Origin of the sequence: Limnoraphis robusta BA-68 BA1 (assembly GCF_034932365.1) — a bacterium.
In the GTDB taxonomy this organism is placed as follows: domain Bacteria; phylum Cyanobacteriota; class Cyanobacteriia; order Cyanobacteriales; family Microcoleaceae; genus Capilliphycus; species Capilliphycus robustus.
Genome location: NZ_JAYGHR010000092.1, coordinates 21,969 through 45,270 on the forward strand (window position 1 = coordinate 21,969; position 23,302 = coordinate 45,270).

Annotated in this window: 19 protein-coding genes; 9 read left to right on the plus strand and 10 right to left on the minus strand. The window is 41.3% G+C overall.

The annotated features are described in order from the left end of the window. The first annotated feature begins 13 nt into the window (after positions 1-13). The 3 genes from VB836_RS26685 to VB836_RS26695 all read left to right on the plus strand — a co-directional run bounded on the left by VB836_RS26685 (position 14) and on the right by VB836_RS26695 (position 4,202). Positions 14-1,021, plus strand: a complete 1,008-nt coding sequence (locus tag VB836_RS26685) for a S66 peptidase family protein (RefSeq protein WP_323224091.1) — start codon at positions 14-16, stop codon at positions 1,019-1,021. 517 nt (positions 1,022-1,538) lie between these two features. Beyond that, the gene (locus VB836_RS26690) at positions 1,539-3,188 is read left to right on the plus strand and encodes a cation:proton antiporter (protein WP_323224092.1); all 1,650 of its coding nucleotides are present in this window, start codon (positions 1,539-1,541) and stop codon (positions 3,186-3,188) included. A 231-nt stretch (positions 3,189-3,419) separates the two neighbouring features. Continuing rightward, complete coding sequence (locus VB836_RS26695; protein WP_323224094.1) at positions 3,420-4,202, plus strand: hypothetical protein; 783 nt, start codon at positions 3,420-3,422, stop codon at positions 4,200-4,202. On the opposite strand, the gene VB836_RS26700 is transcribed toward VB836_RS26695, so the two are convergent. Then, the gene (locus VB836_RS26700; RefSeq protein ID WP_323224097.1) at positions 4,185-4,961 is read right to left on the minus strand and encodes a DNA-methyltransferase; all 777 of its coding nucleotides are present in this window, start codon (positions 4,959-4,961) and stop codon (positions 4,185-4,187) included. The two genes, VB836_RS26695 and VB836_RS26700, sit on opposite strands and share 18 nt — an antisense overlap. A 336-nt stretch (positions 4,962-5,297) precedes the next feature. Between VB836_RS26700 and VB836_RS26705 the strand changes: the two genes are divergently transcribed. Next, positions 5,298-5,444, plus strand: coding sequence for a hypothetical protein (locus VB836_RS26705; protein WP_323224099.1), 147 nt, complete (start codon positions 5,298-5,300; stop codon positions 5,442-5,444). Between the two features lie 70 nt (positions 5,445-5,514). Here VB836_RS26705 and chlP read toward each other — a convergent pair whose 3' ends face one another. From chlP to VB836_RS26730, 5 genes are all read right to left on the minus strand, one after another. Beyond that, entirely contained in the window at positions 5,515-6,735 is a 1,221-nt protein-coding gene (chlP, locus tag VB836_RS26710) for a geranylgeranyl reductase (protein ID WP_046277091.1), read from the minus strand. 670 nt (positions 6,736-7,405) lie between these two features. Further along, positions 7,406-8,425: an NAD(P)/FAD-dependent oxidoreductase gene (locus VB836_RS26715; RefSeq protein ID WP_323224102.1), complete on the minus strand. Its 1,020-nt coding sequence runs from the start codon at positions 8,423-8,425 to the stop codon at positions 7,406-7,408. Positions 8,426-8,469: 44 nt separating this feature from the next. After that, positions 8,470-8,964, minus strand: coding sequence for a hypothetical protein (locus VB836_RS26720; RefSeq protein ID WP_323224104.1), 495 nt, complete (start codon positions 8,962-8,964; stop codon positions 8,470-8,472). After that, positions 8,964-9,353: a DUF6152 family protein gene (locus VB836_RS26725; RefSeq protein WP_323224107.1), complete on the minus strand. Its 390-nt coding sequence runs from the start codon at positions 9,351-9,353 to the stop codon at positions 8,964-8,966. The genes VB836_RS26720 and VB836_RS26725 overlap by 1 nt, the downstream gene beginning before the upstream one ends. 41 nt (positions 9,354-9,394) lie before the next feature. Next, complete coding sequence (locus VB836_RS26730; RefSeq protein WP_323224109.1) at positions 9,395-10,306, minus strand: hypothetical protein; 912 nt, start codon at positions 10,304-10,306, stop codon at positions 9,395-9,397. A gap of 124 nt (positions 10,307-10,430) precedes the next feature. Between VB836_RS26730 and VB836_RS26735 the strand changes: the two genes are divergently transcribed. Further along, positions 10,431-11,111: an alpha/beta fold hydrolase gene (locus VB836_RS26735; RefSeq protein WP_323224111.1), complete on the plus strand. Its 681-nt coding sequence runs from the start codon at positions 10,431-10,433 to the stop codon at positions 11,109-11,111. A 227-nt stretch (positions 11,112-11,338) separates the two neighbouring features. On the opposite strand, the gene VB836_RS26740 is transcribed toward VB836_RS26735, so the two are convergent. After that, complete coding sequence (locus VB836_RS26740) at positions 11,339-14,530, minus strand: alpha-mannosidase (RefSeq protein ID WP_323224113.1); 3,192 nt, start codon at positions 14,528-14,530, stop codon at positions 11,339-11,341. Positions 14,531-14,621: 91 nt separating this feature from the next. Between VB836_RS26740 and VB836_RS26745 the strand changes: the two genes are divergently transcribed. The 4 genes from VB836_RS26745 (at position 14,622) to VB836_RS26760 (ending at position 19,095) form a co-directional block, all read left to right on the plus strand. Next, a complete protein-coding gene (locus VB836_RS26745) occupies positions 14,622-15,779 on the plus strand; it encodes a hypothetical protein (protein WP_046279260.1) in 1,158 nt (385 codons plus the stop codon). A 99-nt stretch (positions 15,780-15,878) separates the two neighbouring features. Continuing rightward, positions 15,879-15,995: a photosystem II reaction center protein I gene (locus tag VB836_RS26750; RefSeq protein ID WP_072075578.1), complete on the plus strand. Its 117-nt coding sequence runs from the start codon at positions 15,879-15,881 to the stop codon at positions 15,993-15,995. Between the two features lie 322 nt (positions 15,996-16,317). Then, positions 16,318-18,477 carry a DUF3769 domain-containing protein gene (locus VB836_RS26755; RefSeq protein WP_323224115.1) on the plus strand — a complete coding sequence of 720 codons (2,160 nt, stop codon included), beginning with the start codon at positions 16,318-16,320 and terminating at the stop codon, positions 18,475-18,477. A gap of 87 nt (positions 18,478-18,564) precedes the next feature. Next, positions 18,565-19,095 (plus strand): hypothetical protein, encoded by a 531-nt coding sequence (locus VB836_RS26760; protein WP_323224118.1) that lies wholly within the window; start codon positions 18,565-18,567, stop codon positions 19,093-19,095. 12 nt (positions 19,096-19,107) lie between these two features. Here the strand turns inward: VB836_RS26760 and VB836_RS26765 are convergent, their stop codons facing one another. The 3 genes from VB836_RS26765 to VB836_RS26775 are packed head-to-tail and all read right to left on the minus strand — an operon-like array spanning position 19,108 to position 23,279. Beyond that, positions 19,108-20,067 (minus strand): RluA family pseudouridine synthase, encoded by a 960-nt coding sequence (locus tag VB836_RS26765; RefSeq protein WP_323224119.1) that lies wholly within the window; start codon positions 20,065-20,067, stop codon positions 19,108-19,110. Next, positions 20,057-22,057, minus strand: coding sequence for a TolC family protein (locus VB836_RS26770; protein ID WP_323224122.1), 2,001 nt, complete (start codon positions 22,055-22,057; stop codon positions 20,057-20,059). Before VB836_RS26770 ends, VB836_RS26765 begins: the two co-directional genes overlap by 11 nt. Before the next feature lie 43 nt (positions 22,058-22,100). Next, on the minus strand, positions 22,101-23,279 hold the full coding sequence (locus tag VB836_RS26775) for an ABC transporter permease (RefSeq protein WP_323224124.1): 1,179 nt from the start codon (positions 23,277-23,279) through the stop codon (positions 22,101-22,103). Positions 23,280-23,302: the final 23 nt, after the last annotated feature.

Sequence of the window (23,302 nt, forward strand, 5' to 3'; positions counted from 1 at the left end):
TATTACCGAAATCATGTTGAACCGTCGCCAATTTTTAACCGGGTTCGGACAAACTTTATTATCGACTCAATTTTCTCCAATCACGGCGAATGCAAATGGGGCGCTTCTCAAACCACCACGACTCAAACCCGGTGATACTGTTGGCTTAGTCACTCCCGCCAGTCCCGTTAAAAAGTCCTATTTAAAATTAATTCAATCTCAACTCGCCCGACAACAATTAAATCTAAAAGTCGCACCCCATGCTTTTGATGAATATGGTTATTTAGCAGGAGTTGATCAAAATCGGGCGGCAGATATTCATCGTTTTTTTGCCGATACATCGGTTCAAGCGTTAGTAGCCACAGGGGGCGGTTGGGGAAGTAGTCGGATTTTACCCTTATTAGATTATGATTTGATTCGCCGTAATCCTAAAATTGTATTAGGTTATAGCGATATCACCGCTTTATTATTAGGAATTTATAGTCGCAGTGGAGTTGTTACGTTTCACGGGTTGTTAGGAACTTCGATTTGGAACCCTTTTTCAGTCGGTTATTTAAAACGACTACTGTTTGAGGGGGAAGCTATTACGTTTCAAAATTCGGCTGAGGTGCGCGTCGAAACGATTACTTCCGGACAAGCCAGAGGGCGGCTACTCGGAGGAAATTTATCCGTCATTAGCACTTTAGTCGGGTCTTTGTATTTACCTGACTGGAATCAAGCCATTTTATTTGTAGAAGATACCGGAGAAGATGTTTATCGGGTTGATCGGATGTTAACTCATTTGAAGTTAGCGGGAATACTACAACAACTGTCGGGTTTTATTTTTGGTCAATGTACTCGCTGTTTAGATGAGGAAGATGATTCTCCAACCTTGAGTCTGTGGCAAGTGTTAAGCGATCATATTCGCCCTTTGGGAATTCCCGCTTGGTATGGTTCGATGATTGGTCATATTCCCAATCAGTTTACCGTTCCCCAGGGTGTTGAGGTCGAAATTGATGCCAGTTTGGGTAGAATAAAGATGTTAGAAACTGCCGTGATATAGGCTGATTTTATTTGTGATAATGATCACCAATAGCCGTGATATAAAACAAAGATTTTTTCAACTATTTCTGTTAGTCTTCTATAAGGTTTGATTAAACAACCGTGAATTTACATCAGTTTAGAGCTGAAAAAGATCACACAATAACACTTTTAAAAGTGTAATGGCTGTTACCCATTTGTTGATGATCTTAGCGGTGCTAGGGGGAACAAACAACCTAATATTTATTATTAGGTTAGAGATGAATAGCTCAAAAAACTGTGTAAAAATAACAAAAAAAGCGAGGGCATTTAACGGTTCTCGCTTTTTTATTAATATTTTTAACCCAGGCAATAGGCAAGATAGGGGACAGGAAACCTTGATAATTGATAATTCATAATTCATAATTCATATAGCAGGTCGCGCTGGCTTGTTTACAAGGGTCAAGCCTTGAATTTACCACCAAGACACAAAGACACAAAGAAGTTGTAAACATTAACCTGCTCATTGCTATAACTGTTCACTATTAAAACCTAGCGTCATGTTAGAAAGTATCCTGTGGATCTTGCTGATGGGCTTTTTTGTTGGGCAAATTGCTCGACGTCTCAACGTTCCCGCCCTCGTGGGGATGGTGTTGGTTGGGATGCTTTTAGGTCCCCAAATTGGCAATGTTATTAGCCCCGGTGTTTTAGAGGCTGCGGACGCTTTGCGTACCATCGCCGTCATAGTAATCTTAATGAAAGCAGGGCTAGGACTTGATCGCGAAAAACTCGCCCAACAGGGAACTGTTGCCCTCAGATTAGGCTTTTTACCTGCGGCTTGTGAAGCGATCGCTGTTGCTTTTGCTGCCATGTGGCTCTTTCAATTTGATTTTCCCACAGGATTACTTTTAGGCTGTATTATTGGTGCAGAATCTCCGGCTGTCATTGTACCCGGAATGTTGCGACTCAAAAGTTTGGGATGGGGAGTCAAAAAAGGCATTCCTGATGCTATTTTAACCGGAAGTGCGCTGTCGGATGTATTACTTTTATTAGTCTTTAGTTTACTGTTAGCCTTTCTCTCTCAAGGTGCAACCACAGGAATAACGTTTCCCGGTGGCATAACGTTAAGTTCTATTCAGTTACTTCCCGTACAAATTATTCTACAAATTGTATTAGGGGTAATATTAGGAGGGTTAACCGCTCAACTCTTAGTCTCACTGTTAGCCAAACAAAATTGGACTCAAAATGCCCTTCAAGATTCTCTCGTTGCTGCCAGTTTGGCCCTATTATTAGTTGTATTAGCAGAAGAATTTCCTATTTTTTCGGGCTATTTAGCTGTCATGTCAACGGGATTTTTCCTCATCGAATTTGATGCCCCTTTAGCCCGACGTTTACGAGGCGGTTTTGATAGTTTATGGGGAATTGCTGAAATTATTTTATTTGTATTACTCGGAGCGAGTATTCAACTCAATGTTTTAAAGGATACTTTTTTAGTGGGTTTATTAGTATTAACAATTGGCACCTTAGTCGGGCGATCGCTTGGTTGGTATGTTTCCACATTGGGCAGTAATTGGACACAGAAGGAGCGATTATTTCTATTACCCGGAAATTCGGCTAAAGCAACCGTTCAAGCCGCTATTGGCGCAATACCCCTCGCTCAAGGCATTGATGGCGGTGACACCATTTTAGCGATCGCTGCCTTATCGATTTTGGTAACAGCACCTTTGGGCGCTTGGGCGATTCCCACTTTTGCCCCTAAACTATTAGAAAAAGGGGAAGTAGACCCGACAAAAGTTGCTTTATCTCGTCGTATTATTTTATTAGCTGCTGTTGATACTTCCCCTCTTTCAAAACAGGTATTAACCCAAGCCGCAGACTTAGCCCGTCGCAGTGATGGGGAAGTGATTGTACTGCACGTTATTCGAGTTGAAGATACTCAAAAAATTAACGAATTACAACAACAAGCTAAACAGATTTTAGCCGATATTCGTTATCGGTTTATCACCGCATCGGGAACAGTACCCGAAGAAATTGTTCGCACGGCATTAGATTATAATGTAGCAGAGATTATTATCGGAAAACGCGGACATCGTTCATTCCCAGACGTGTTAATTGGGTCTGTTTCTCAAGCAGTTTTAGAAACGAGTTTATTACCTGTTATGGTGGTTGAAGATCATCAATCTCAAACCTCTGTTAAAAAGGCTAATTAAATCATCATCAAAACATTGACTGCTTCTCAAAAACAACATCCGTAAAATTACTGATATGGAGAACATAATTAATACCTAAAGAGTTTTAAAAGTTCAGTGTTTATATCATTGTAGGTTTTGCTGTTTTGGTTTAAGTTTAATATAGAAGGTTCAGAGTGCTAATGAAGATATTGAGTTATAATTAACAGTTCTTACAGTAGTGTAAGTTTGAACAAGATGATTTGAATAAATATGAGTAACGATAAAGCAAGACAAATTCAGTCCCTTATTGATCGGCTCTACAATCTAAGCGATTCTCAAATTAGCTGGGTTGAAGCTATTATCAATCAGTTTTCGGTTCAATATCAATATCAGATTGTTGATTCTGATATCTTTGACGAATGTATACTAAATAGCTTTGGTGATGCTCTATTAATTCACCACTGTATGTCGAAAGAAGCATTTTCTAAAGATAAGTTTGAATATGTACTAGAAAGAGTTTCTAATTTCTGTGGTCAAAATGCTCAAATTGCGAACAAAGGCAATTCAGGGCATGATATCACTATCAACCAAGAGAAATTTTCACTGAAGACTCAGGCTGACCGCAAAATTAAGGATAATGAAATTCATATTTCTAAATTTATGGAGTTGGGTCAAGGACAATGGGGAGATGATCCTAAAGATTTAGTTCTGTTGAGAGAACAATTCTTCCGTCACATGAACTCTTATCAACGAATATTGTCGCTTAGGACTCTTTCTAAGTCGCCTTCTGATTGGCGTTATGAACTTGTGGAAATTCCTAAAAATCTCCTTTTGCAAGCCAAGCATGGACAGTTAGAAATGATGCTTAATAGTAAACAATTTCCAAAGCCAGGTTATTGTTACATCCGAGACGAATTTGGGGAAGATAAATTCCGACTATATTTTGACGGTGGTACCGAGAGAAAACTGCAAATACAACGTTTGCAAAAAAAATATTGCCGTGTTCATGCCCTATGGCAAATTCCGCCTGTAGATTTATATGCTCAACTCTAACTGGAAACTTGACAGACGTTTATTTGCAATGTCTATATATTCTGACTTCAATTCAATTCCAACGCATTTTCTGTTAGTTTTCAAGCACACTTCACCCGTAGTACCTGAACCAAAAAATGGATCGAGTACAAGTGAGCCTTCTTTACTACCTGCAAGAATACAAGGTCGAATTAAAGCAGGTGGAAATACAGCAAAGTGAGCATCTTTGAACGGTTCTGTATTGATATCCCATACTGTTCTTTTATTTCTAGTCTTACCATTGGTTTGTGAAGGTTCTTTGATCGACTCGCTATCGTAATAATAACGTTCTGATTTTGAGAATAGAAAAAGATATTCATGGGAACGTGTTGGTCTATCTTTGACAGATTCGGGCTGGCAGTTTGGTTTATGCCAGATGATATCTGTTCGCAAATACCAACCATCTGACTGTAAGGCAAAAGCAACACGCCAAGGAACGCCAATTAAATCTTTAGGCTTTAGACCATCTGGCGTTGGTGGTCTATAGTTCATTCCTCGGGCGGGATTCTTTTTATCATCATCTCGCCAAGTTCTATTTCCACTGGTGTAAGAGTCTCCAATATTTAGCCATAAAGTCCCATCATCTGCAAGTACACGACGAACTTCGCGAAAAACTGATACAAGATTATCTAAATAATCATTTATATAATCTTCTGCTCCAATTTGTCCTTTTGTATCATAGTCCCGTAACCCCCAGTAAGGCGGACTTGTAACGCAACATTGGAAAATTCCTTCTGACATACGGACTAGTTCTTCTTTCGAGTCCCCGTGAATAATTGTGCATGGATCAGAAAACACTGTTTTTTCAGAAGCATAGAATAATTACATTATTACTATACACTAGGTTGGATGTTTATGTTGCTTGAAAGCATCGATAAGTTCAACTAAAAGATTGACAAAATATTTCTTCTATTCAGTCTGATTAATTGCATCGGTAAAATTACGGCTATTGGAAACCGAGTTAATACTCAGAAAACAAAGCGGCAAATTATCGAAACAACTGTTCAAACATTTACAGAGTTGCTTCGTGTTTTTTATAGATATTGGACAAATACAAAGTAAAAAAGAGGATAAGTAATGAGCAGTTTTAAAGAGTTTATGGACGAGGCTGATAAATTACCTAATAACGCTTTAACAACTTCTAATCTGTCGCTCTCAGCTATTCAAGGTTCTCTCAAGTTAGCAGTTGGCGTTCATCTAACACCGTTTTTCTTTTCACATTAAACTCATTAAAAAACCTGATTTCTCTTAGGAAGAAACCAGGCAATTTTGTGATATAATATCAACAGAAAACTTAAGGCGCTAACGCATGACCTCTTAACAGACTTCCAAGGGTTTTAGCCGTAATCTTCATCTGAACTAAGGGGTTAGCCGGAACAACCGTTTTGTACAGATAACTGTCAAACGTCATCTTCTGAACATCCAGGTCAGAACACATTTCAACAAACGCTTCCCGCGTGGCATCAGTCCGGTAGAATACTCGTTGCAGAATATCTAACACCAAGTAAGTCATACCATACTGTTTATCCCAACGTTTGAGATAAATTTTCAGATCATCTTCGGTGGGAATTTTAGCACCATTATTTGACATTTCCACAATGGTTTCCGCACACATCCGACCCGACTTAGCAGCGAAATAAATGCCTTCTCCAGAAGATTTTGTAACCGTTCCGGCGGCATCTCCTACCAACGCTACCCGACCCACAACCCGACGAGGACGGGGATGTTCGGGGATGGGATGGGCTTCGACTTTAATAATTTTACCACCCTCAATGCGATGAGCCGCACGGGCGCGAATTCCGGCTTGTAATTTCTTGATCATCGCTTGGTTAACCTTCATGGTTCCGGTACCAACAGCGACGTGATCATATTTGGGAAATACCCAAGCGTAGAAGTCAGGAGAAACGTCATTTCCGACGTACATTTCTGCCCGATCTTCATAGTAAGCCATCTTATCTTCGGGGATGCGAATTCGTTCTTGAAACGCGATCGCATAATTATAATCTCCCGCATCAATGGCTTTAGCAACGCGAGAATTTGCCCCATCTGCACCAATGACTAAATCTACTTTTAAAGTCTTCGCTGTACCGACTGTATTTCCTTCCGAATGATCAGAATAATGCAGGGTATAAGCTTCGTTGGTTTTTGTGGGAATTTCCAGTTTATGAACCGTACCATTAATTAGGATAGCCCCTAATTGTGCCGCCCGATCTCGCATGAAACCATCGAGAACTTCCCGGCGACACATTCCAATATATTCGTTTTCGTTTATCAGGTTAATATCAACTTCGCGGTTAGACGGAGAAATCATTTTCATTTTTCTCACCCGCCGATCAATAATTTCCGGGGGTAAGTCAAACTCACTCACCATACACAGGGGAATGGCTCCGCCGCAGGGTTTGGCGTTATCGAGTTTGCGTTCAAATAAGTAGGTTTCTATTCCAGCTTTAACTAATGTTTCAGCGGCTGAAGACCCAGCAGGGCCAGAACCGACAACAGCAACCCGTAGCGTCACAGGTTTTCTCCTATATCTCTCGTTGTTATCAGGTCAGATGGTATCACGGATACCGCAAGCACGAACGCTTATTTTTCAGAGTTGTGATACATTGCAATAGTGCTTAACACTCGGTAATATTTTTCGTCACATTTGGCAAATATCGGAAATTCCGCGATCGCTTTGGGTAGCAGGAATTAACAAGCATTTGACAAGTTTTAACAGACATGGTAAGTTATACAATAGGAAAAGGTGTGCGCCGATTAGGTATCAATTTAAGTATTGATTTAGCGATCGCTTCGATTTCCGGCTACCAAAAGTATTTATCACCTTACATAGGCTTTGCTTGCGCTCATGCAAAATTGGTAACTGGTAACTGGTTACTGGTCACTGTCTTCACTGGTCACTCTCTTACAAACTTTGCTACCGACTATTCCGCCGGGTCGCAAGTTTGCGCTGGTCACTGATAACTGTTCACTGTAAATGCGATCGCTTTCGTAGGGGCGGGTTCCGGCCAAATTTATCTATTCCCAGAACCAATTTACATCAACCCGCCCCCCCTCTACGTCTATTGGAAATCCTTTGACAAAATTTATCATCTATGCTATATTTATATCATGGGAAAATGTGCGCGCCTATAAACTAAAGTTTGGGTTAGGGTGTTCACCACGAAGACACGAAGACACAACAATTAATCTTGAAAAAACTGAGCAGCAGCTTTCCCTGAAGCTAATGCGGTTTCTATCTGGCTTTCCCCACACCAATCTCCTGCACAAACTAAGGGTAAAGGGGTAATTGTGGTTAAGCAAGGAACAGTTAAGGGTTTCCGACAGAAGGCATATTTCCAGCGATGAACCTGCATCCATTCGGGTTTCCCTAACGATAAATAATCAGTTGCAGCATTTAACAACATTTCCCCGACGGGTTGTAAGTCAGTTGTATCTAGATAATCTTCTGCAAACTTAGCCGAACTTTGAACAACCAAAACCGTTTGTTTGGGGTTATCTCGTTTACTGCTATCCAAACTCACCCAAGCAATAGTTTCATTTTCGGGAAACGTTATCGCTTTCCAGGGAGGAGTATGGGTGAACTCATATCCCGCCATGACGGTAATACAAGCATTATATTCCACAGAACGAACCTGTTCAACAAAATTCGCAGGAAGTTCAGCCGTTAGCGGTTCTAACAATAATAATGCTTGCGGGGCTGGGATGGCTAAAATAACGGCTTTGGCTTCGACTTCTTCGGGGTTTTCAGTCGCAGTGGGGTGAGTCACTTCTAAAGAAAGATACCAAGTTTTATTCAAAGTAGGGGTTAATCTTTCCACACGACGGTTAAACCAAATATCCAAACCAACAGCCAGTTCTTTCCCGACAGAGTTCATCCCGTTGGGGGCTATATATAAAGGTTGAGTTTGTTGGGGTTGCAGTTGGTTATCTTTGAATACATCAATTTTATCCATCCACAGTTGTAAAACATTTGTGGCGGTTAACTGTTGAATTAAATTTTGAGTTTGTTTCCCGGTGGCTTCTAAATACCGCACACCATGATCAACCGGAATATCTGAAACTCGACGAGTTGCACAACGCCCACCCACTCCGCGAGATTTTTCTAAGAGGATGACAGAATAACCCGCTTGTTTTAAGTCTTGGGCGGCTATTAATCCTGCAAACCCAGCACCAATGATTGCAATATCAAATACAGTTGTCATTTTGAGTTTCACCCTGAATCATTAGAATATCTTCAACCTCAACTTTAGACATAAGCAATCAAATTCCCACAAATAATCACAGCAACCCAGAGTAGAAGTGAAACCATTGCAATCAATTGTACCCTCCCAGGCGGCTTAATATTGCGGTTCCATTGTAGGACAGAAGGATAACACTTCCCATGAAAAATCATCGCATTGATCCCAGTTCCTAAAATCAAGATCAATTTTAACCGAAAAATTGGATTCAAAGCGATCGCAGGCGCATCCGTTGCAAACAGCAAAAAACCAGACAGAACCACAACCCCAAAACCCGCATAAGACACAGGTAAAAGATGCTGTGCGAGATCTGTTACCAATAAATGACGAGAAACTCCCAACAATCTCAAATCAAACAGCGCCACAGACCCCACTAACAAGGTTATCCCTAAAATATGCACCACTTCTATCATCGGATAAGTCCAAACCCATTGGTTAACAATCTCAACCAAAGCACTATTTTTCAACTGGACTAACCACCCGGCCTCTATTGTTAATTCCATCAACGCAATTCTACCGTTTTTTCACCGATAATAATTCGTTCTGCTCTCAGTTCACGACTCTCAGAACCATGAGGATACCCAACTAATTGCACCGTTTCCCCCACTTTCAGATCGCTTTGGGGTAATCCCCGATTCTGCATTCGAGACGGTGGAGCGAGTACAGCCCGCCAAACTTGATTATTAGCCGTTTCCACTTCAATAACAACATGGGGATTTTCATAACCCATACTCCGAATTGTTCCAGTTACATTTAAGGTTTCCTGTTGATTATATTCGCTCCAACCATGATGAGCATATCCTTTAGGAGAAGCAACAACAGTGATCATTGTCGTCAATGTTGCCCCCATCAAGAATGTCATTATGACTGGTCTGAGTTTGCGATATTGCATTGAATTAATCTCCTCTCAAAAACGATAATTTTGAACTGAGTTTATTGCCATTCTCCTTTTTCTTCGAGGATAACGGTTTCTCCTTGTAAAATTCTCAGGTGTCCTTCTGTTGAAATGATATACTTGTACTCTCCATTTTCAAAAATATATCCCAAAAACCGAGAAGGTGTCACCCCATCTGCCCCTATTGTATGATGACTTCTCCCCATCAGGTTAATTGAACTCCCCGTCTTTCTATCGGTGCCAATATATCTAATATGATCACAAACCACAACCCCTTGCGGGCATAATTGTTCTATCTCTATTCTAAAATTGGGAGTGATTAACACTTGTCCTTGTGCGAGAACAGGCAATCCCCAACTCCAAGCGAAAACAGTTAGTAAAATTTTCGATATCTGGAAACGGGAGAAACCCTCATTAAAAGTTAGCCATGAAATCATTATCTTTTTTTCCGATAACTCAGCATTCTTAGATTGAGTCAACTTGGGAGATGTTATCGTTTCTGACAAGAGTTTAACGAAATTAGCGATCGCTACTCCCAACCTATTCTCTAATTTAAACTCAGTTTTCTCCCGAGTTTCCCTCATTCCCAATTTGGTGGATACCTTATATATAACGTCTCTCCATGATGTTATCGTTTCTGACCATAACTTAACGAAATTAGCGATCGCCACTGCCAACCCATTCTCTAATTTCAACTCAGTTTTCTTCTCTACTCCGATAGTATCTATAAACCCATCCGGGTAAATTCCCTGAGATTTTGGGAAAACCGAGAAACCGTCATTAAAAGTTAGCCATGAAATCATTATCTTTTTTTCCGATAACTCAGCATTCTTAGATTGAGTCAAGTTGGGAGATGTTATCGTTTCTGACCATAACTTAACTAAATTAGCGATCGCTACTCCCAACCTATTCTCTAATTTAAACTTAGTTTTCTCCCGAGTTTCCCTCATTCCAAATTTGGGGGATACCTTATATATGGTACTATTGAAACTGTAACCCTATTTCAAAACAGCCATGAAATAGTTTCACCTAGAATAGATTAGAGGAAAACACAGAGATTAGTTTAGGACAACAATGATGAGCAAAATTAAGAATATTGTGTTGGTTCATGGTTTTTGGGCTGATGGGTCTAGTTATCGTAATATAATTCCGATATTGTTAGCAGAAGGTTATGAAGTTATCGCAGTTCAAAACCCGCTCACTTCGCTAGCTGATGACGTTGCTGCAACCAAACGTGCTTTGGATCGTATCGAAGGTCAATGTGTTCTGGTGGGTCATTCTTGGGGCGGTATGGTGATTACCGAAGTTGGCAATGATGAACGAGTTTCTGGCTTGGTTTATATTGCCGCACTTGCTCCCGATGCTAACGAATCAATGATAGATTTGATGAGTAAATACGGATCTCCATCACCCCATTTTCAAGAACAAGAGGGTTTTATTTGGATTTCAAAAGAAGGTGTAAAAGAGATTATTGCAAGCGCTCTTTCACCAGAAGAAATAGCATTGATCTATGCGACTCAAACTCCACCTTCTACCTCACTCCCAAACGAAAAAATAGAGAAGCCTGCATGGAAATATAAGCCAAGCTGGTATATGATTGCCAACAATGATCGGGCTGTTCCACCCAATTTACAGCATGATTTATCTAAACGAATGGGTGCAACGACAGTTGTTTTAGAATCAAGTCACTTTCCAATTATTTCTCATGCAAAAGAAGTTGTGGATGTGATCAAAGAAGCCGCAGCTAATCGCTAATTCTCATGCACTGTCGAATTCAATAACAAAGCATTGCTAGATGATATTATCGTTACTCCCAGAATATATTAATGGTGAATTTACGCTAAAAAAATCCGGTTGTAAGGATTGCGGTTGCTGCATTTTTCCCCTTCTAGCATCTATAAACCCATCCGGGTAAATTCCCTGAGATTTTAGAAAAACCGAGAAACCGTCATTAAAAGTTAGCCGTGAAATCATTATCTTTGTTAGGACTCAGAAGAATTGAACAGTTGCAGGCTGACAATTTTCCAGGGGGGAATTTTAGGAAAGTTGGGAGAATCTATCACTTCTTCCAACAGGTTCACCGAATTGGCGATCGCTAATCCCAAAGCATTCTCTAATTTTAACTCCGTTTCCTCACCCCAACTCTCATAACATCTTAAAATCCACTGCTGGGAATTCTGTTCGGCTTGTTTGAATGCCATCAAGATTAAAGCGTCAGTTCCTAAGTTCAGAAAACTTTGACTTCCCAGCCCTTGTTCTGAAAATTGACAATCTTCTAAACTCAAAACTTGCACTTGTAACGGTTGATTTAACTGATAACCATACTGGGTAACTTTCGCCGTTTTCCAATTTCCAGAATGAGGATAAATCCTATAAGTAAACTGATGAGTTCCTAAATCCGCTTCCGGGTCAGGCCAGGTTGAACCGCGTAATAAGGTTAAGCGAATTTGATCGGGTTGAAAATCATAGCCATACTTACAGTCATTCAACAGACTCACCCCATAATTCTCATCCCCTAAATCAACCCAATTCATCGCCGGAATTTCCCATTTTGCTTTCTCTGTTTCTGTTTGGGGTTTTGTCGGACGTTGCATCACTCCACAGGGGATTTCACAATTAGCCCTATCAACCGTTATTGTTAACGGAAATGCCGCTTTTACTAACACATGACGCTCTTGCCAATTGACTTTTGTCTCAATTTTTAAGATGGGGGAATCGGCTTCTAAAACATAATCTTGGATAAATTCGGAGTTTCGCCAAACTCGAATCACTTGTAATCGCTGTTGAATCTCTCCTTGTTCTTTCCAAGTTATTGATTTTAATTGGGGAGGTTCTAAGCGATATTGCTTGTAGTTTGGATCGATATTCCACCCGTCCCAATACTGACCAGAATCCCCAAAAAACTGTAAGTCGTTCCCGCCCATTTCTGCCAAGACTTTTCTCCGGTTTTTCTTATCCCAAATTTGGCTAATTTTTCCCGTATTATCAGGGATTTCAACTTTTAGCCATTCGTTTTCTAACACCCAACTTTGGGGATAATTAATATTAAGATTGACAAAATTCTGTATCAATGGGATACTTGTACTAAAATCTGCGGAAGCGTCTGCCTGTAGGGGGGTTTTGGGGGCTTCGACTAACGATTTTTCATGGGTTTCAGCCATTTCTCGGCTCAACCAAAACACCCGAAAACCCACCGATGGCACATCAGTTGCCAAAAACCGCAATTTTCCCTCCCCAACTTGACACCGCAAAGCCTTTCCAGCAGTATCATACAGCTTCCAAACGCCGGGATAAGATAAGGGAAGTTCTACCGTTTGGGAACAAGACTGATTGAGACTATTCCAAACGAGAACAGGATAACAACCGGGTTGGGGAGGAGGAGGGAGGGGAGTCGAAGTTGCGATCGCCATGATTGCCCGTTCTCGAAGCTGTTCTGCGGTGTTGTAAGCCTCCTGCCAAGCTTGATTAGCATCTTGGTAAACTTCAGGAATGCTAGAACCGGGAAGGATATCGTGAAATTGGTTAAATAAAACCTGCTTCCAAGCCGCTTCTAACTCGGTTTTAGGATAAACGGCAGTTGTCTGTAACGTTGCCACAGCAGACCACAACTCCGCTTGATAGAGCAAATTCTCACAGCGACGGTTCCAGCGCTTTTGGTCAGCATGAGTCGTGTAACAACCGCGATGAAACTCCAAATACAACTCATCCCGCCAAACGGGAAGTTCTCCAGACTGTTGAGAAATATCGCTTAAATAATCAATAGCCTGAGAAAAGGATAATTTCGGGAAAAAGGGAGAACCTTCCCAGCGCCCGGCGACTTCCAACATATCTCGTGTCGGTCCTCCGCCATGATCGCCCACTCCCGGCAACCACAAAGCTGTTTTTAACCCCGTTTGAGTTTGCCATTCTGCGGCATAAGTCGCCATTTTAATCGGGTCAATGCCTTCTCCAATTAAAGCCGACATATAGCTAACAATTTCCGTACCATCGGGAGATTGCCAGTTAAATAAACCGTAGGGAAATTGAGTCGTATCATTCCATCGCAATTTTTGCGTCACGAAATATTCAACTCCCCCTTGTTTCAACAATTGGGGAAGTTGCCAACAAAAGCCAAAACTATCGGGTAGCCAAGCAATGGGGGAAACTTGACCAAATTTTTCTTGGGTGTAAAGTTGACCATAGAGGAGTTGACGGGCGATAGATTCTCCACTAATGATATTCAGTTCTGGTTCTACCCATAACCCGGCTGCAATTTCCCAATGTTTGTTTTTAACTTGCTGTTGAATTTGGGAAAATATATCAGGATGATGAGTTTCTATCCAAGCATATAAGGCGGGGGAAGAATGGGTAAAGATTAAGTTGGGGAAATCTTGTTGTAGGGATAATACAGATTTAAAGGTATTTTCGGCAGCTTTCCAGGTATCAGCGACAGGCCACAACCAAGCGAGGTCTAGATGGGCGTGTCCGAGTAGGGCGATTTTTGAGTTAAAGTTGGGGAGGTTAGTGGAAATATAATGAATTAGGGTTTGTCGAACAGCAATCAGAGAGTTGTTGAATTTTTCGGGATGTTCTGGTAAAGCAAACCAGTCTATTTGGTTGAGAGTTGTGGCGAAAATGTTTAGATGTTCTTGTCGTTGTTCAATTAAGGTGGGGTTTTGGGTAATTTGAATCAGAAATACTTCCAACTCATCCGCGAGAAAACCGGGGTCAACTCGATTTTCTGTTGAGGTTTCATAAACACAAACCGACTGAACTAAGGCTCCGTGATCATGTTTCGGACTAACTAACTGTAAACGAAGGGTAAATACATCTCCGGGTTTTACGGAGTTCGATAATAAAACCCTTGTCGAACAATCAAATAAGTCTCCGGTTTGGATGAGTTGATCGTTAACATAAATAGAGGCAACTTCCGCCCACCATTTTAAAACGAGTCGTAAACTAAACTCGGTTAACGGAAAATTGTTTAAAGTGGTGGGAACAATAATAGTTTGTTGTAACTCGATAACTTGTTGAGGCGGCCAAGCAATATGTTGACGTTCGTTTAACTCAACGGGGGAAATACTCCCATCGGGCTGACAAAAATTCCAACTTGTTTGAACATCCAGCCGCGTTAACTGACGCAGACGCTCAATTGTTGTGGAAATTTGAGATAAAGATGCTCCCAATGCGGTCATGGTTCGTTAAAATAAGAGCAGTATTTCCGTTAGACTCACTGACCCCAGTCTCGAATTTACCCAAATATAAAAATTCAACCCAATTTTAGAGATGTCCTCTCCTGCTTCTGGCCCCTTTAAAAGCCGTCTGTTGAACTTAATTGTCGAGAATTATCAGCAGTTTCTCGATAGCTGTGGTTTGACTTGGCGACAAGTTCAGTTTTCGACCAGTACAACTGTACAGACAGTGATGTACTCAGTTTACTCCCTGTTGGAGAGCCTGGTCAAAGGAAAGAAACGCCTTGGGTCTACTCAACAACCCCAATCACCGCAACTCAAGGAGGCGCAAGCCAGTCAAAAGCAGCTCGATGGAGTTGATCAGCCGATTATTGATATTGTGACCATTGCGATCGCACAAGTCAAGGGTTCACCTCGGTTAAAGGTTGATCCAAATTCAGTGCAAGCGATCGCCTGCCAAGTCAAAACGAAAAAATTAGTCTTAGTTGGGGCGGAGCAGCAAATTTTAGATGTGCTGTCCTGGAGAGAAAGGGTAAAACTTAGCCAATTGATTTCTCGGGAAGTTGCTGATCTTTCGAGTCTGAGAAAACGGGAAAAATCTCCTCAATCTTCACAACTGCAAACCCTGTTGTCGGGTGCAATGACAACGGCTCAGAAATATACAACCGCAATCACCCGCCAAACCGAAGAATTAGGAATTACCCTTGCTCAAGCCTGGAAAACCAGCGCCAGCGACTTAACGGTTTATACTGCGGAAAATCACTCTCTGCAAACCTCAGTTACCGCGAATTTCCATCAAGTGCAAGCGGTAATTTGGGCGGCGATTGACTATTTCTTTTTTAAAGATCATAATCAACAATTAAATTTACCCTCGCCACCGGAAAATTTGCTTGCAGGAAAACCCCAACCTCAAAAATTTATTCCCCCAACGGGAAAAATTCAACCCTTAACAACGTCTCAAACGGTTGTCAAAATTTTGAAGACAAAATCTCAAAATTTTTCAGAAAAAGGGTTGACAACCTCCCCGGCTTATGGTTTAATAATGAGTGATGCCTGCAAATATTTAGACACATCCTCAAAAAGCGATCGGCAAGAAGAATCTAACTGCGTGCAAACAGAAGCAAGAGCAGTGGGGTATGTGAAGCACCCGTTAGAGAGAGTGTTAGAATGGGTAGATCGAGTAATTTTCTGGGTAGAAGAAGCCGTAATTAAAGCCTGGGAATGGGTGAAGCAAAAATGGACAGCCCGTTAAATCGGGGAAAAAATGAGTCAAATTTTAAGATAGTATAAGAAAACTGTAGATTGTTGCATCGCAACCCATTTTGAAAATCGCCCTTTAGGAGAAATTGTCATGGAGACTCTAAAAGTCATTGTTTATATAGTGGTGTCCTTTTTTGTGTTGCTGTTTATCTTTGGATTTTTGTCGAACGACCCCGCCCGCAACCCCAAACGGAAAGACTTGGAGTAAGAGAAGGAAATCCGGGTTGTAGACACGGTTAAGTGGTGTTGAATTTCAAAAGCTTTCGGAATTGCTCGACAGAGTAACCCCTCAACTGTGTTAAGATAACGAGCTTGAATGTCATTAGTCATCAGTCAATAGGCTTCATGGCTAATGGCATTCTTCTAGTGCAGTCCTTCACGCGGTTAAGCCCATAAATCCGGGCTGCTGCTGTGATTTTTGTTACTAAACTATGCCCTACCCGGTACCGCCGCCTGAACCACCTCCGCTTGTTCAAACCCTACCCGATTCAACCCTCAATCCTCTTCAGCCGCAGACTGTTTCAACTCCAATGCAGTTGTCTTCAGATGTTGTATCGCCTAAACAAATCCACAAAAATGAAACCGTAGCCTATCAACTCCCCAAACTTAAAGCACTAGAGCAAGAGTTGGCTTCTTTTTCTCCCTCCACCTCAGTATCGGCTGACTCCCTGGGGCCTGCTTTGTCTTTAGGTTTAACGAACTCTCAATTGACTCAACCTCAGATATTTTCCCCGTTGACAACTCAACCCTCTGGGGAAGCCGACTATCAGGTGGCCAAATCATTCAGCTTTTCAGCGAATGAAAACCGGACAGCAGATTCATTACTCTCACAAACCCCTTCTCAACCCAGCCCTGAAACCATTCCAATTCCTGTCATTTTACCGACAGATCTGGTGGAAGTGACAGCAGACCGCCAGGAATTTGACCAACAACGGCAAATTATTACAACCGAAGGGAATGTGATGATCCGCTTTCAAAATACTTTAATTGATGCGGATAAAGCCCAAGTTAATCTCAATACTCGTCAGGTGGTCGCAAGCGGGAATGTCGCCCTAACGCGAGAAAACCAAGTGATTCGCGGCCAACGCATGGACTACAACTTGGTGAAAAGTACAGGAGTGATTAGCAATGCGAGTGGCGTGATCTCTCTTTCCGATCTCGGTCCGGGTTTAGCGGCTCAACCCTTACAAGAACAAGGGGTTGGACAAGCGGTGAGATCCCCGATTAGCGATCGCATCACTTCGGCCCAACCCGTGGAAAATGTGGCTCCCACAGAGGGGGCTGATGTTGAGGTGAGTGGTTTGTCCTTTCCCGACTTGCAAGGGGATGTCAACCGCCTGCGCTTTGAAGCGGAACGGATTGATATTCTCCCGAATGGGGAATGGGAAGCCCAAGATGTGCGAATTACAAACGATCCCTTTTCTCCGCCGGAACTGGAATTAAGGGCAGATACCGCTCGACTGCAACGCATCTCCCCCTTACAAGATGAAATCTTAACGACAGGTTCCCGCTTAGTTTTTGATCAAAAATTTAGTTTACCTTTGTTTCGCGATCGCACGGTGATTGATCGCCGCCAACGAGAACCCGCTCCCTTTTCCATTGGTTATGACCTCGATGATTTGGGGGGTTACTATGTAGAGTGGAATGTGAGTCCGGTGAGATTTGGTCCGATTGGCTTGGATATTTCTCCCCAATTTTTACTTCAAAGAGCGTTTGAGGAAGATCTTAATCCCTCCGATGGCGGCTTTTACGGCTTGCAAGCGGAATTGTCGGGGCCACTTTCTCCTTACACCTTTTTTGATAGCCGCTTATCGATTACCAATTTTGAGGATTTTCCCGATCTCGAAGAAGATGAGTATCGTGCCAGTCTTCGGGTACGACAGTTAATTGGCGGTTATACTCTGACGGGGGAGTATAGCTATCGCGATCGGATTTTCAATGGGACATTAGGCTTCCGAACGATTCAACGCAGTGCGGGGGCGGTTTTAACCTCTCCAGAAATTTTACTGGGAGATTCTGGGGCGGTGTTTAGATTTCAAGGCGGCTTACAACAAATTGAAGCGAGAACGGATCGCTTGGATATTCTCAGTGAACCGGGTCGGGACAATGATCGGATTACTCGTACTCGCTTTCAAGGACTAGCAACTTTAATTTATCCTCCAATTATTTGGCAGGGAAAAGCTTTACCTGCGACTCCCACGGAAGGATTAAAATACACGGCTAGACCTGTGGTTCCATTTATTCGTTTGATTATGGTGGCTCAAGGTGTGACGAGTATTTACACTGAAGATGATTCCCAGTCCTATTTAAGTGGTACGGTTGGTTTGCAAGGGCAATTTGGTCATTTTTCCCGAGACTTTTTGGACTATACGGGATTTAATATCCTTTATACTCAAGTGGCTCTTGATGGGGAATCACCGTTTTTGTTTGATCGTCGGGTGGATGAAAGTATTCTGACGTTTGGACTGGTTCAGCAAATTTATGGCGGTTTGCGGGCGGGTTTTGAGTATTCGATTAACCTGGAAAATGGTTTGGCGGTTGATAATGAGTTTTCTTTAGAATATAGTCGTCGGACTTATGGGGTTATTTTGCGGGTTAGTCCTGTGCGACGGGTGGGCAGTTTAAACCTGCGGATCAGTGACTTTAATTGGACGGGTGGCTCGGAACCGTTCTCGGGGATTAAAGATTAACTCATTTTCTATCTTGCTTGTGCTAGTATTGCTTTGATTTGTTAAAAATTTGAGTGATTAACCGTTGATTTTTAATGAATTTTTATTGTGTTTGATGTTTCACTCGATCAGGCGGCGATCGCGGCGGCTTTGCTGAATCACTATAGTTTTGACTTGGGGGACTATTCCAGCGAACAAATGATTGATCGATGGGCGGAGAACTATGAGTATTATTGGATTTATCTGGCGGTTATTGAGGCTCTCTATCAGGGTCGCTACAAATCGATTTCGGTTACACAAATTTTATCGATTTGGCAACGTCGAGGCAAGCCCATTTATCATTTTAATCTAGAGTTTGAACAGTTAATTAGTCGAAATTTACCTCAATCTACTCTGCTGTTGTCTTCTGCTTCTACTCTAGAAGATACTGAAGAATTGTCTGTGGAAGTCAACCCCTCAACAACCCTTTCTTCTTCGGATATAGTTGCGATTACACCCTTGACTCGTCTCAATTTTTATTCGACTAAACCCCCGAAAACATCGGTTCCTATTCATACGGATTTTATGGTAAAATTAATGCAAATTGTCGAAAATAGTCAAAAAATACTTCCTCCTGCAAGTTCTCCTCCATCGAGTTAAATTTTACGAGAATCAAGTTGATTTTGAACGACGCCGCAATACGTTTAATAAGGTGTTCATTTCTTCGGGAATAGGGGCTGTTGCTTCGATCCAGTCTTCTGTAACCGGATGTTGTAATTTCAGCTTCCACGCATGAAGGGCTTGACCGGATAAATTCACCCCAATTGAGCGTCTATTACTGTATTCTGGATCGCCGACAATGGGGTGTCCGATAAAGTTTGAATGAACGCGAATTTGATGGGTTCTTCCGGTTTCTAGGGTAAATAAAACTAAGGTATAGTTTCCTAAACGTTCTTGAATTTTCCAATGGGTGATGGCATTTCTTCCCCCTTTTTCAACGGGAACAACTGCCATTTTTTTGCGATCAACAGAATGTCGCCCGATGGGTTGTTCTATGGTTCCAAATTCTGTTTTGGGTGAACCATAAACGACACCTAAATATTGACGTTGGGCGGTTTTTGCTTTAATTTGTTGTTGGAGATGTTGCAGCGCAAAATCGGTTTTTGCCACAACTATTGCACCTGTGGTATCTTTATCTAAACGATGGACAATCCCCGGACGTTCAACCCCTCCAATTCCAGCGAGGGTCTGACAATGGGCGAGTAAGGCATTAACGAGAGTATCATTACTGTGTCCGGCGGAAGGATGAACGACTAAACCTGCGGGTTTATTAATTATAATCAGGTGTTCATCTTCGTATAAAATATCAAGAGGAATGTCAACGGCTTCCAATTCTAACGGGACGTTGGGAGGAATTTTGACTTCTATAGAATCTCCGGTTTTTAGGGTTAACTTTTTGGACGTACAAACCTGTTGGTTAACGGTCACATGACCTTGGGAAATTAAGTCTTGAATGCGCGATCGCGAGAGGGTTTCTAGATGTTCTGATAACCAACGATCTAAGCGTTGATTTTGTGGCTCTAAACGGCTTTGTTCAGATACACTTAGAGTTATTATGCTTTCACTGTTCATTTTGGTGACTTGATTGAGAATTAGGAGACATCTCTACATTTTTTTCAAGGGTAATATTCCAGGTTTCCAATGTCGTTCCCACTACTTGATTTAATTCGGTAATAGAATTGAGATAATCTATTTTAGCATTAAGTTCATTATTTCTCGCCCGTCCCAAATCTTCTTGAAACCGAACTAAATCAACAATTGAGTTATTTCCTACTCCGAGTCTAACTTTTTCTTCTTCATTGCGAAACTGTTCTTCAGCCAGTTGAGCTGCTCTTTGAGCGAGTTGAACTTTTCTTAAGTTATCATTGACATCTCTAATTTTATTTTGAACTTCAATTTCAATTTGCTGAAATTCCTCATTCAGATTATTTTCAGCCTGTAATACATTAACTCGACTTCGCTGAAAATCTCGTTCGATATTGCGATCGCCCAACGTTTTTCTCAGTTCAATTCCCGCTCGAGCTTCGGTTCTATCTTCAAGAATATCTGGTGCTAAATTCCGACTAATATCTGTGCTGAAATCAATATTCCAACGTCGGTTATTTTCCGCGATTTGCAGTTCAAAATTGGAACGTTCTAAATCAAGCTTTGATTTTAAATAATCCGGTCTATTTTCTAAAGCAAGTTGTTGAATAACATCAAAATCAAGAAATTGAGATTCAATCGATGTTACTTCTTCAACTGCAACAATATTTAAGTTCTGATCGACATCAATAACTTCAAGTAATGCTAGTCGTTGTTGTTGAAGATTATTTTCGGCATCTAATACACTAATTTCTTGATTCGCAACCCGAGTTTGTACGGGAACTAAATCGACTCTGGCTTGACGACCCGCATCGATTAAAATTTGAGTATTTTCGACTTGTTGTTGAGCAATTTCTAAAGAGTTTTGTTCGATTTTTAGTTGTTCTTGAGCTTGAATGAGACGTCGATAGGCTAAAATTGCTTCTGTAATTTGAGTAATTAATGTTGATTTTAAGTCCAGTAAATGAATAGTCTCATCAATGCGAGCAATTTTAATCGAAGCTTGATTGAGATCAATTCCTCCTCCTCTTAATAAAGGTTGTCTAAAAGAAAGTTCTAAATTTTGTCTAAAAATATTATTATTTTGATCACTTAAACCATCTCCACTGCGGTTTTCTCGTTGACCTTCCCAACCCAAATTTAATTCGCCTCCTGTGGGAATGGTCATTTCTAACTGTGCGGATAACACTAAACCACTGGTTGTATTGGTTGTTCCGCCTTGCTCTATATTTTGCCAATCTAAAGCAATTCTTGGCGTAAAATCGGGTCTAAATTTATCTTCTGCAACGGCTAAATCTTGTTGTTGAACAATGCGTTCTAGATATTGATTTTTAATGATACGATTATTTTCTAAGGCTAAAAAGATTACATCTGGCAATTCAAGTTCAACTGAAGCAGGTAGAGATGGGGATAAACTGGGTTGAGGTTCTAGGTTTATTTCGGGTTGGGTTTGAGTTTTTTGAAATTTTTCTGTTTCTATTTTTGCTCTAAATTCTGTCAAGTAAATAGGGGAGTTAAAATTCAATTCTGTTTCTATTTCCTGTTCTATTTTTGCGGATTCTATCGGAGGAATATTATTTTTTAAACTCTGAGAATCACCGAAATTTATCTCGTGATTTTGCTCGTCATTAAATTGAGGAGTGGGCGTGAATTTTTCCCGATTGAGAGTAGAACGTGTAGGCTGAGGTAAAATCTCTCCCATTACTGCTTTATTTTCAACAGGTTGAGGAATTTTAAAGGTTGGGGTTGGGGAGGGTTGAGGTTCAACGGGGGGAGTTTGTGTTAATAATTGCGGTGGAGTTTCCTGTTGAACTTCTGAGGGCGATCGCACAGCATTAGCATTAGAAAATCGCCATCCGAGTAGGAAAGTAACCCCTAAACTTGCAACTCCAGCAAGAATTAAACCCAGTTTATTTTTCCCAGACGTTGGAGACTGAGAAACAGAATTTTCCGAGGAGTGATCAGGAGATAAAGACATAGAAACTGACGAGTAATGTCATCAACAAATAAATGAGTTTTAGTTATTGTCCTTTTAACGCTTTCACCGGATCAAGCTGACTCGCTCGTAACGCTGGGAAAAATCCCGCTCCGACACCGACTAACACCGCAGAAGATAAAGCGAGTGCTGCACTGCGACTCTCAAAAGTGTAGGGGAACTCAAAGCGTTGGGCGACAATTACGGTTAATCCATGTACCGTCAAAATTGCGATGCTTCCCCCAACCAAACTTAAGATAGCCGCTTCTAGGACAAACTGCAACATGATATCGTTTTGGGTGGCTCCAATGGCTCGTCGTAAGCCGATTTCGGGGGTTCGTTCAATCACGGCTGCAATGGTAATATTGGCAATTCCCACCCCGCCGACTAACAGTGAAATTGCTCCAACGACTAACAATGCAGTTGAGACTGATTCAAGGGTTTTTTTCTGTTCTAAAATATCATCTACAGTATTCCAAGACCAAAATTTAGAGCCGGGATAACGCTGTTCTAAAAGTTTTAGACCCTGTTCCTCTAAAGATTGTAAATCTTCAAGTCTTTGAGGACGTATCGAAATTGAGCTAATCGTATTATTTCCAGTAATTGTACTGTGAAACGCCGTCGTAATATAAATAGTTCCGGTCGGTTCCTCATCACTTGCAGTTGGAATAATGCCTATTATACTATAAGGTCGATATTCAATATAAATATTTTGACCGAGAGGATTTTTGCCTTGAAAAAGTTGTTCAGCTAGGTATTGATCGATAATGATAACAGGTCGATATTGTTCAAAATCTGTAGATGTAAAAGAACGTCCAGCAAGCAATCGTTGACCTATTGTCTCTAGATAGTTGAGCGTTACTGCTCTCATTCCAGGTGTGGCTTCTTGATCTTGAAAGACGACTTGAGATGAACGCATCCAATTTATACCACTAATTGCTTGTACTCCTCTTAAACGTCGTTGTAAAAACTCCAGATCTTCTAAGTTGAACGATACTCTTTGACGAGTAATACGGTTCCACTGAGGAGTAAAACCAACTTGAGGAGCGTCTCTTTCTGCGAGTTGTTGAACGATAACAGCTTGACTAATATTACGAACTTGTAGGGTTGCACTCACCGCAGCAACTCCCATAAAAACCCCAATGATTGATAAGCCGGAACGCACGGGGTTTCCGAGAAGTGACTGACAACTTAAACCCATTAAATTAAAAGGAGATAGACTCATTTTTGAATAGATATTATAGGATA

Coding starts and splice junctions, on each gene's coding strand:
- VB836_RS26685 (WP_323224091.1), top strand. CDS start 14: ATGTTGAACCGTCGCCAATTTTTAACCGGGTTCGGACAAACTTTATTA.
- VB836_RS26690 (WP_323224092.1), top strand. CDS start 1,539: ATGTTAGAAAGTATCCTGTGGATCTTGCTGATGGGCTTTTTTGTTGGG.
- VB836_RS26695 (WP_323224094.1), top strand. CDS start 3,420: ATGAGTAACGATAAAGCAAGACAAATTCAGTCCCTTATTGATCGGCTC.
- VB836_RS26700 (WP_323224097.1), bottom strand. CDS start 4,961: ATGTCAGAAGGAATTTTCCAATGTTGCGTTACAAGTCCGCCTTACTGG.
- VB836_RS26705 (WP_323224099.1), top strand. CDS start 5,298: ATGAGCAGTTTTAAAGAGTTTATGGACGAGGCTGATAAATTACCTAAT.
- VB836_RS26715 (WP_323224102.1), bottom strand. CDS start 8,425: ATGACAACTGTATTTGATATTGCAATCATTGGTGCTGGGTTTGCAGGA.
- VB836_RS26720 (WP_323224104.1), bottom strand. CDS start 8,964: ATGGAATTAACAATAGAGGCCGGGTGGTTAGTCCAGTTGAAAAATAGT.
- VB836_RS26725 (WP_323224107.1), bottom strand. CDS start 9,353: ATGCAATATCGCAAACTCAGACCAGTCATAATGACATTCTTGATGGGG.
- VB836_RS26730 (WP_323224109.1), bottom strand. CDS start 10,306: ATGAGGGAAACTCGGGAGAAAACTAAGTTTAAATTAGAGAATAGGTTG.
- VB836_RS26735 (WP_323224111.1), top strand. CDS start 10,431: ATGATGAGCAAAATTAAGAATATTGTGTTGGTTCATGGTTTTTGGGCT.
- VB836_RS26740 (WP_323224113.1), bottom strand. CDS start 14,530: ATGACCGCATTGGGAGCATCTTTATCTCAAATTTCCACAACAATTGAG.
- VB836_RS26745 (WP_046279260.1), top strand. CDS start 14,622: ATGTCCTCTCCTGCTTCTGGCCCCTTTAAAAGCCGTCTGTTGAACTTA.
- VB836_RS26750 (WP_072075578.1), top strand. CDS start 15,879: ATGGAGACTCTAAAAGTCATTGTTTATATAGTGGTGTCCTTTTTTGTG.
- VB836_RS26755 (WP_323224115.1), top strand. CDS start 16,318: ATGCAGTTGTCTTCAGATGTTGTATCGCCTAAACAAATCCACAAAAAT.
- VB836_RS26765 (WP_323224119.1), bottom strand. CDS start 20,067: ATGAACAGTGAAAGCATAATAACTCTAAGTGTATCTGAACAAAGCCGT.
- VB836_RS26770 (WP_323224122.1), bottom strand. CDS start 22,057: ATGTCTTTATCTCCTGATCACTCCTCGGAAAATTCTGTTTCTCAGTCT.
- VB836_RS26775 (WP_323224124.1), bottom strand. CDS start 23,279: ATGAGTCTATCTCCTTTTAATTTAATGGGTTTAAGTTGTCAGTCACTT.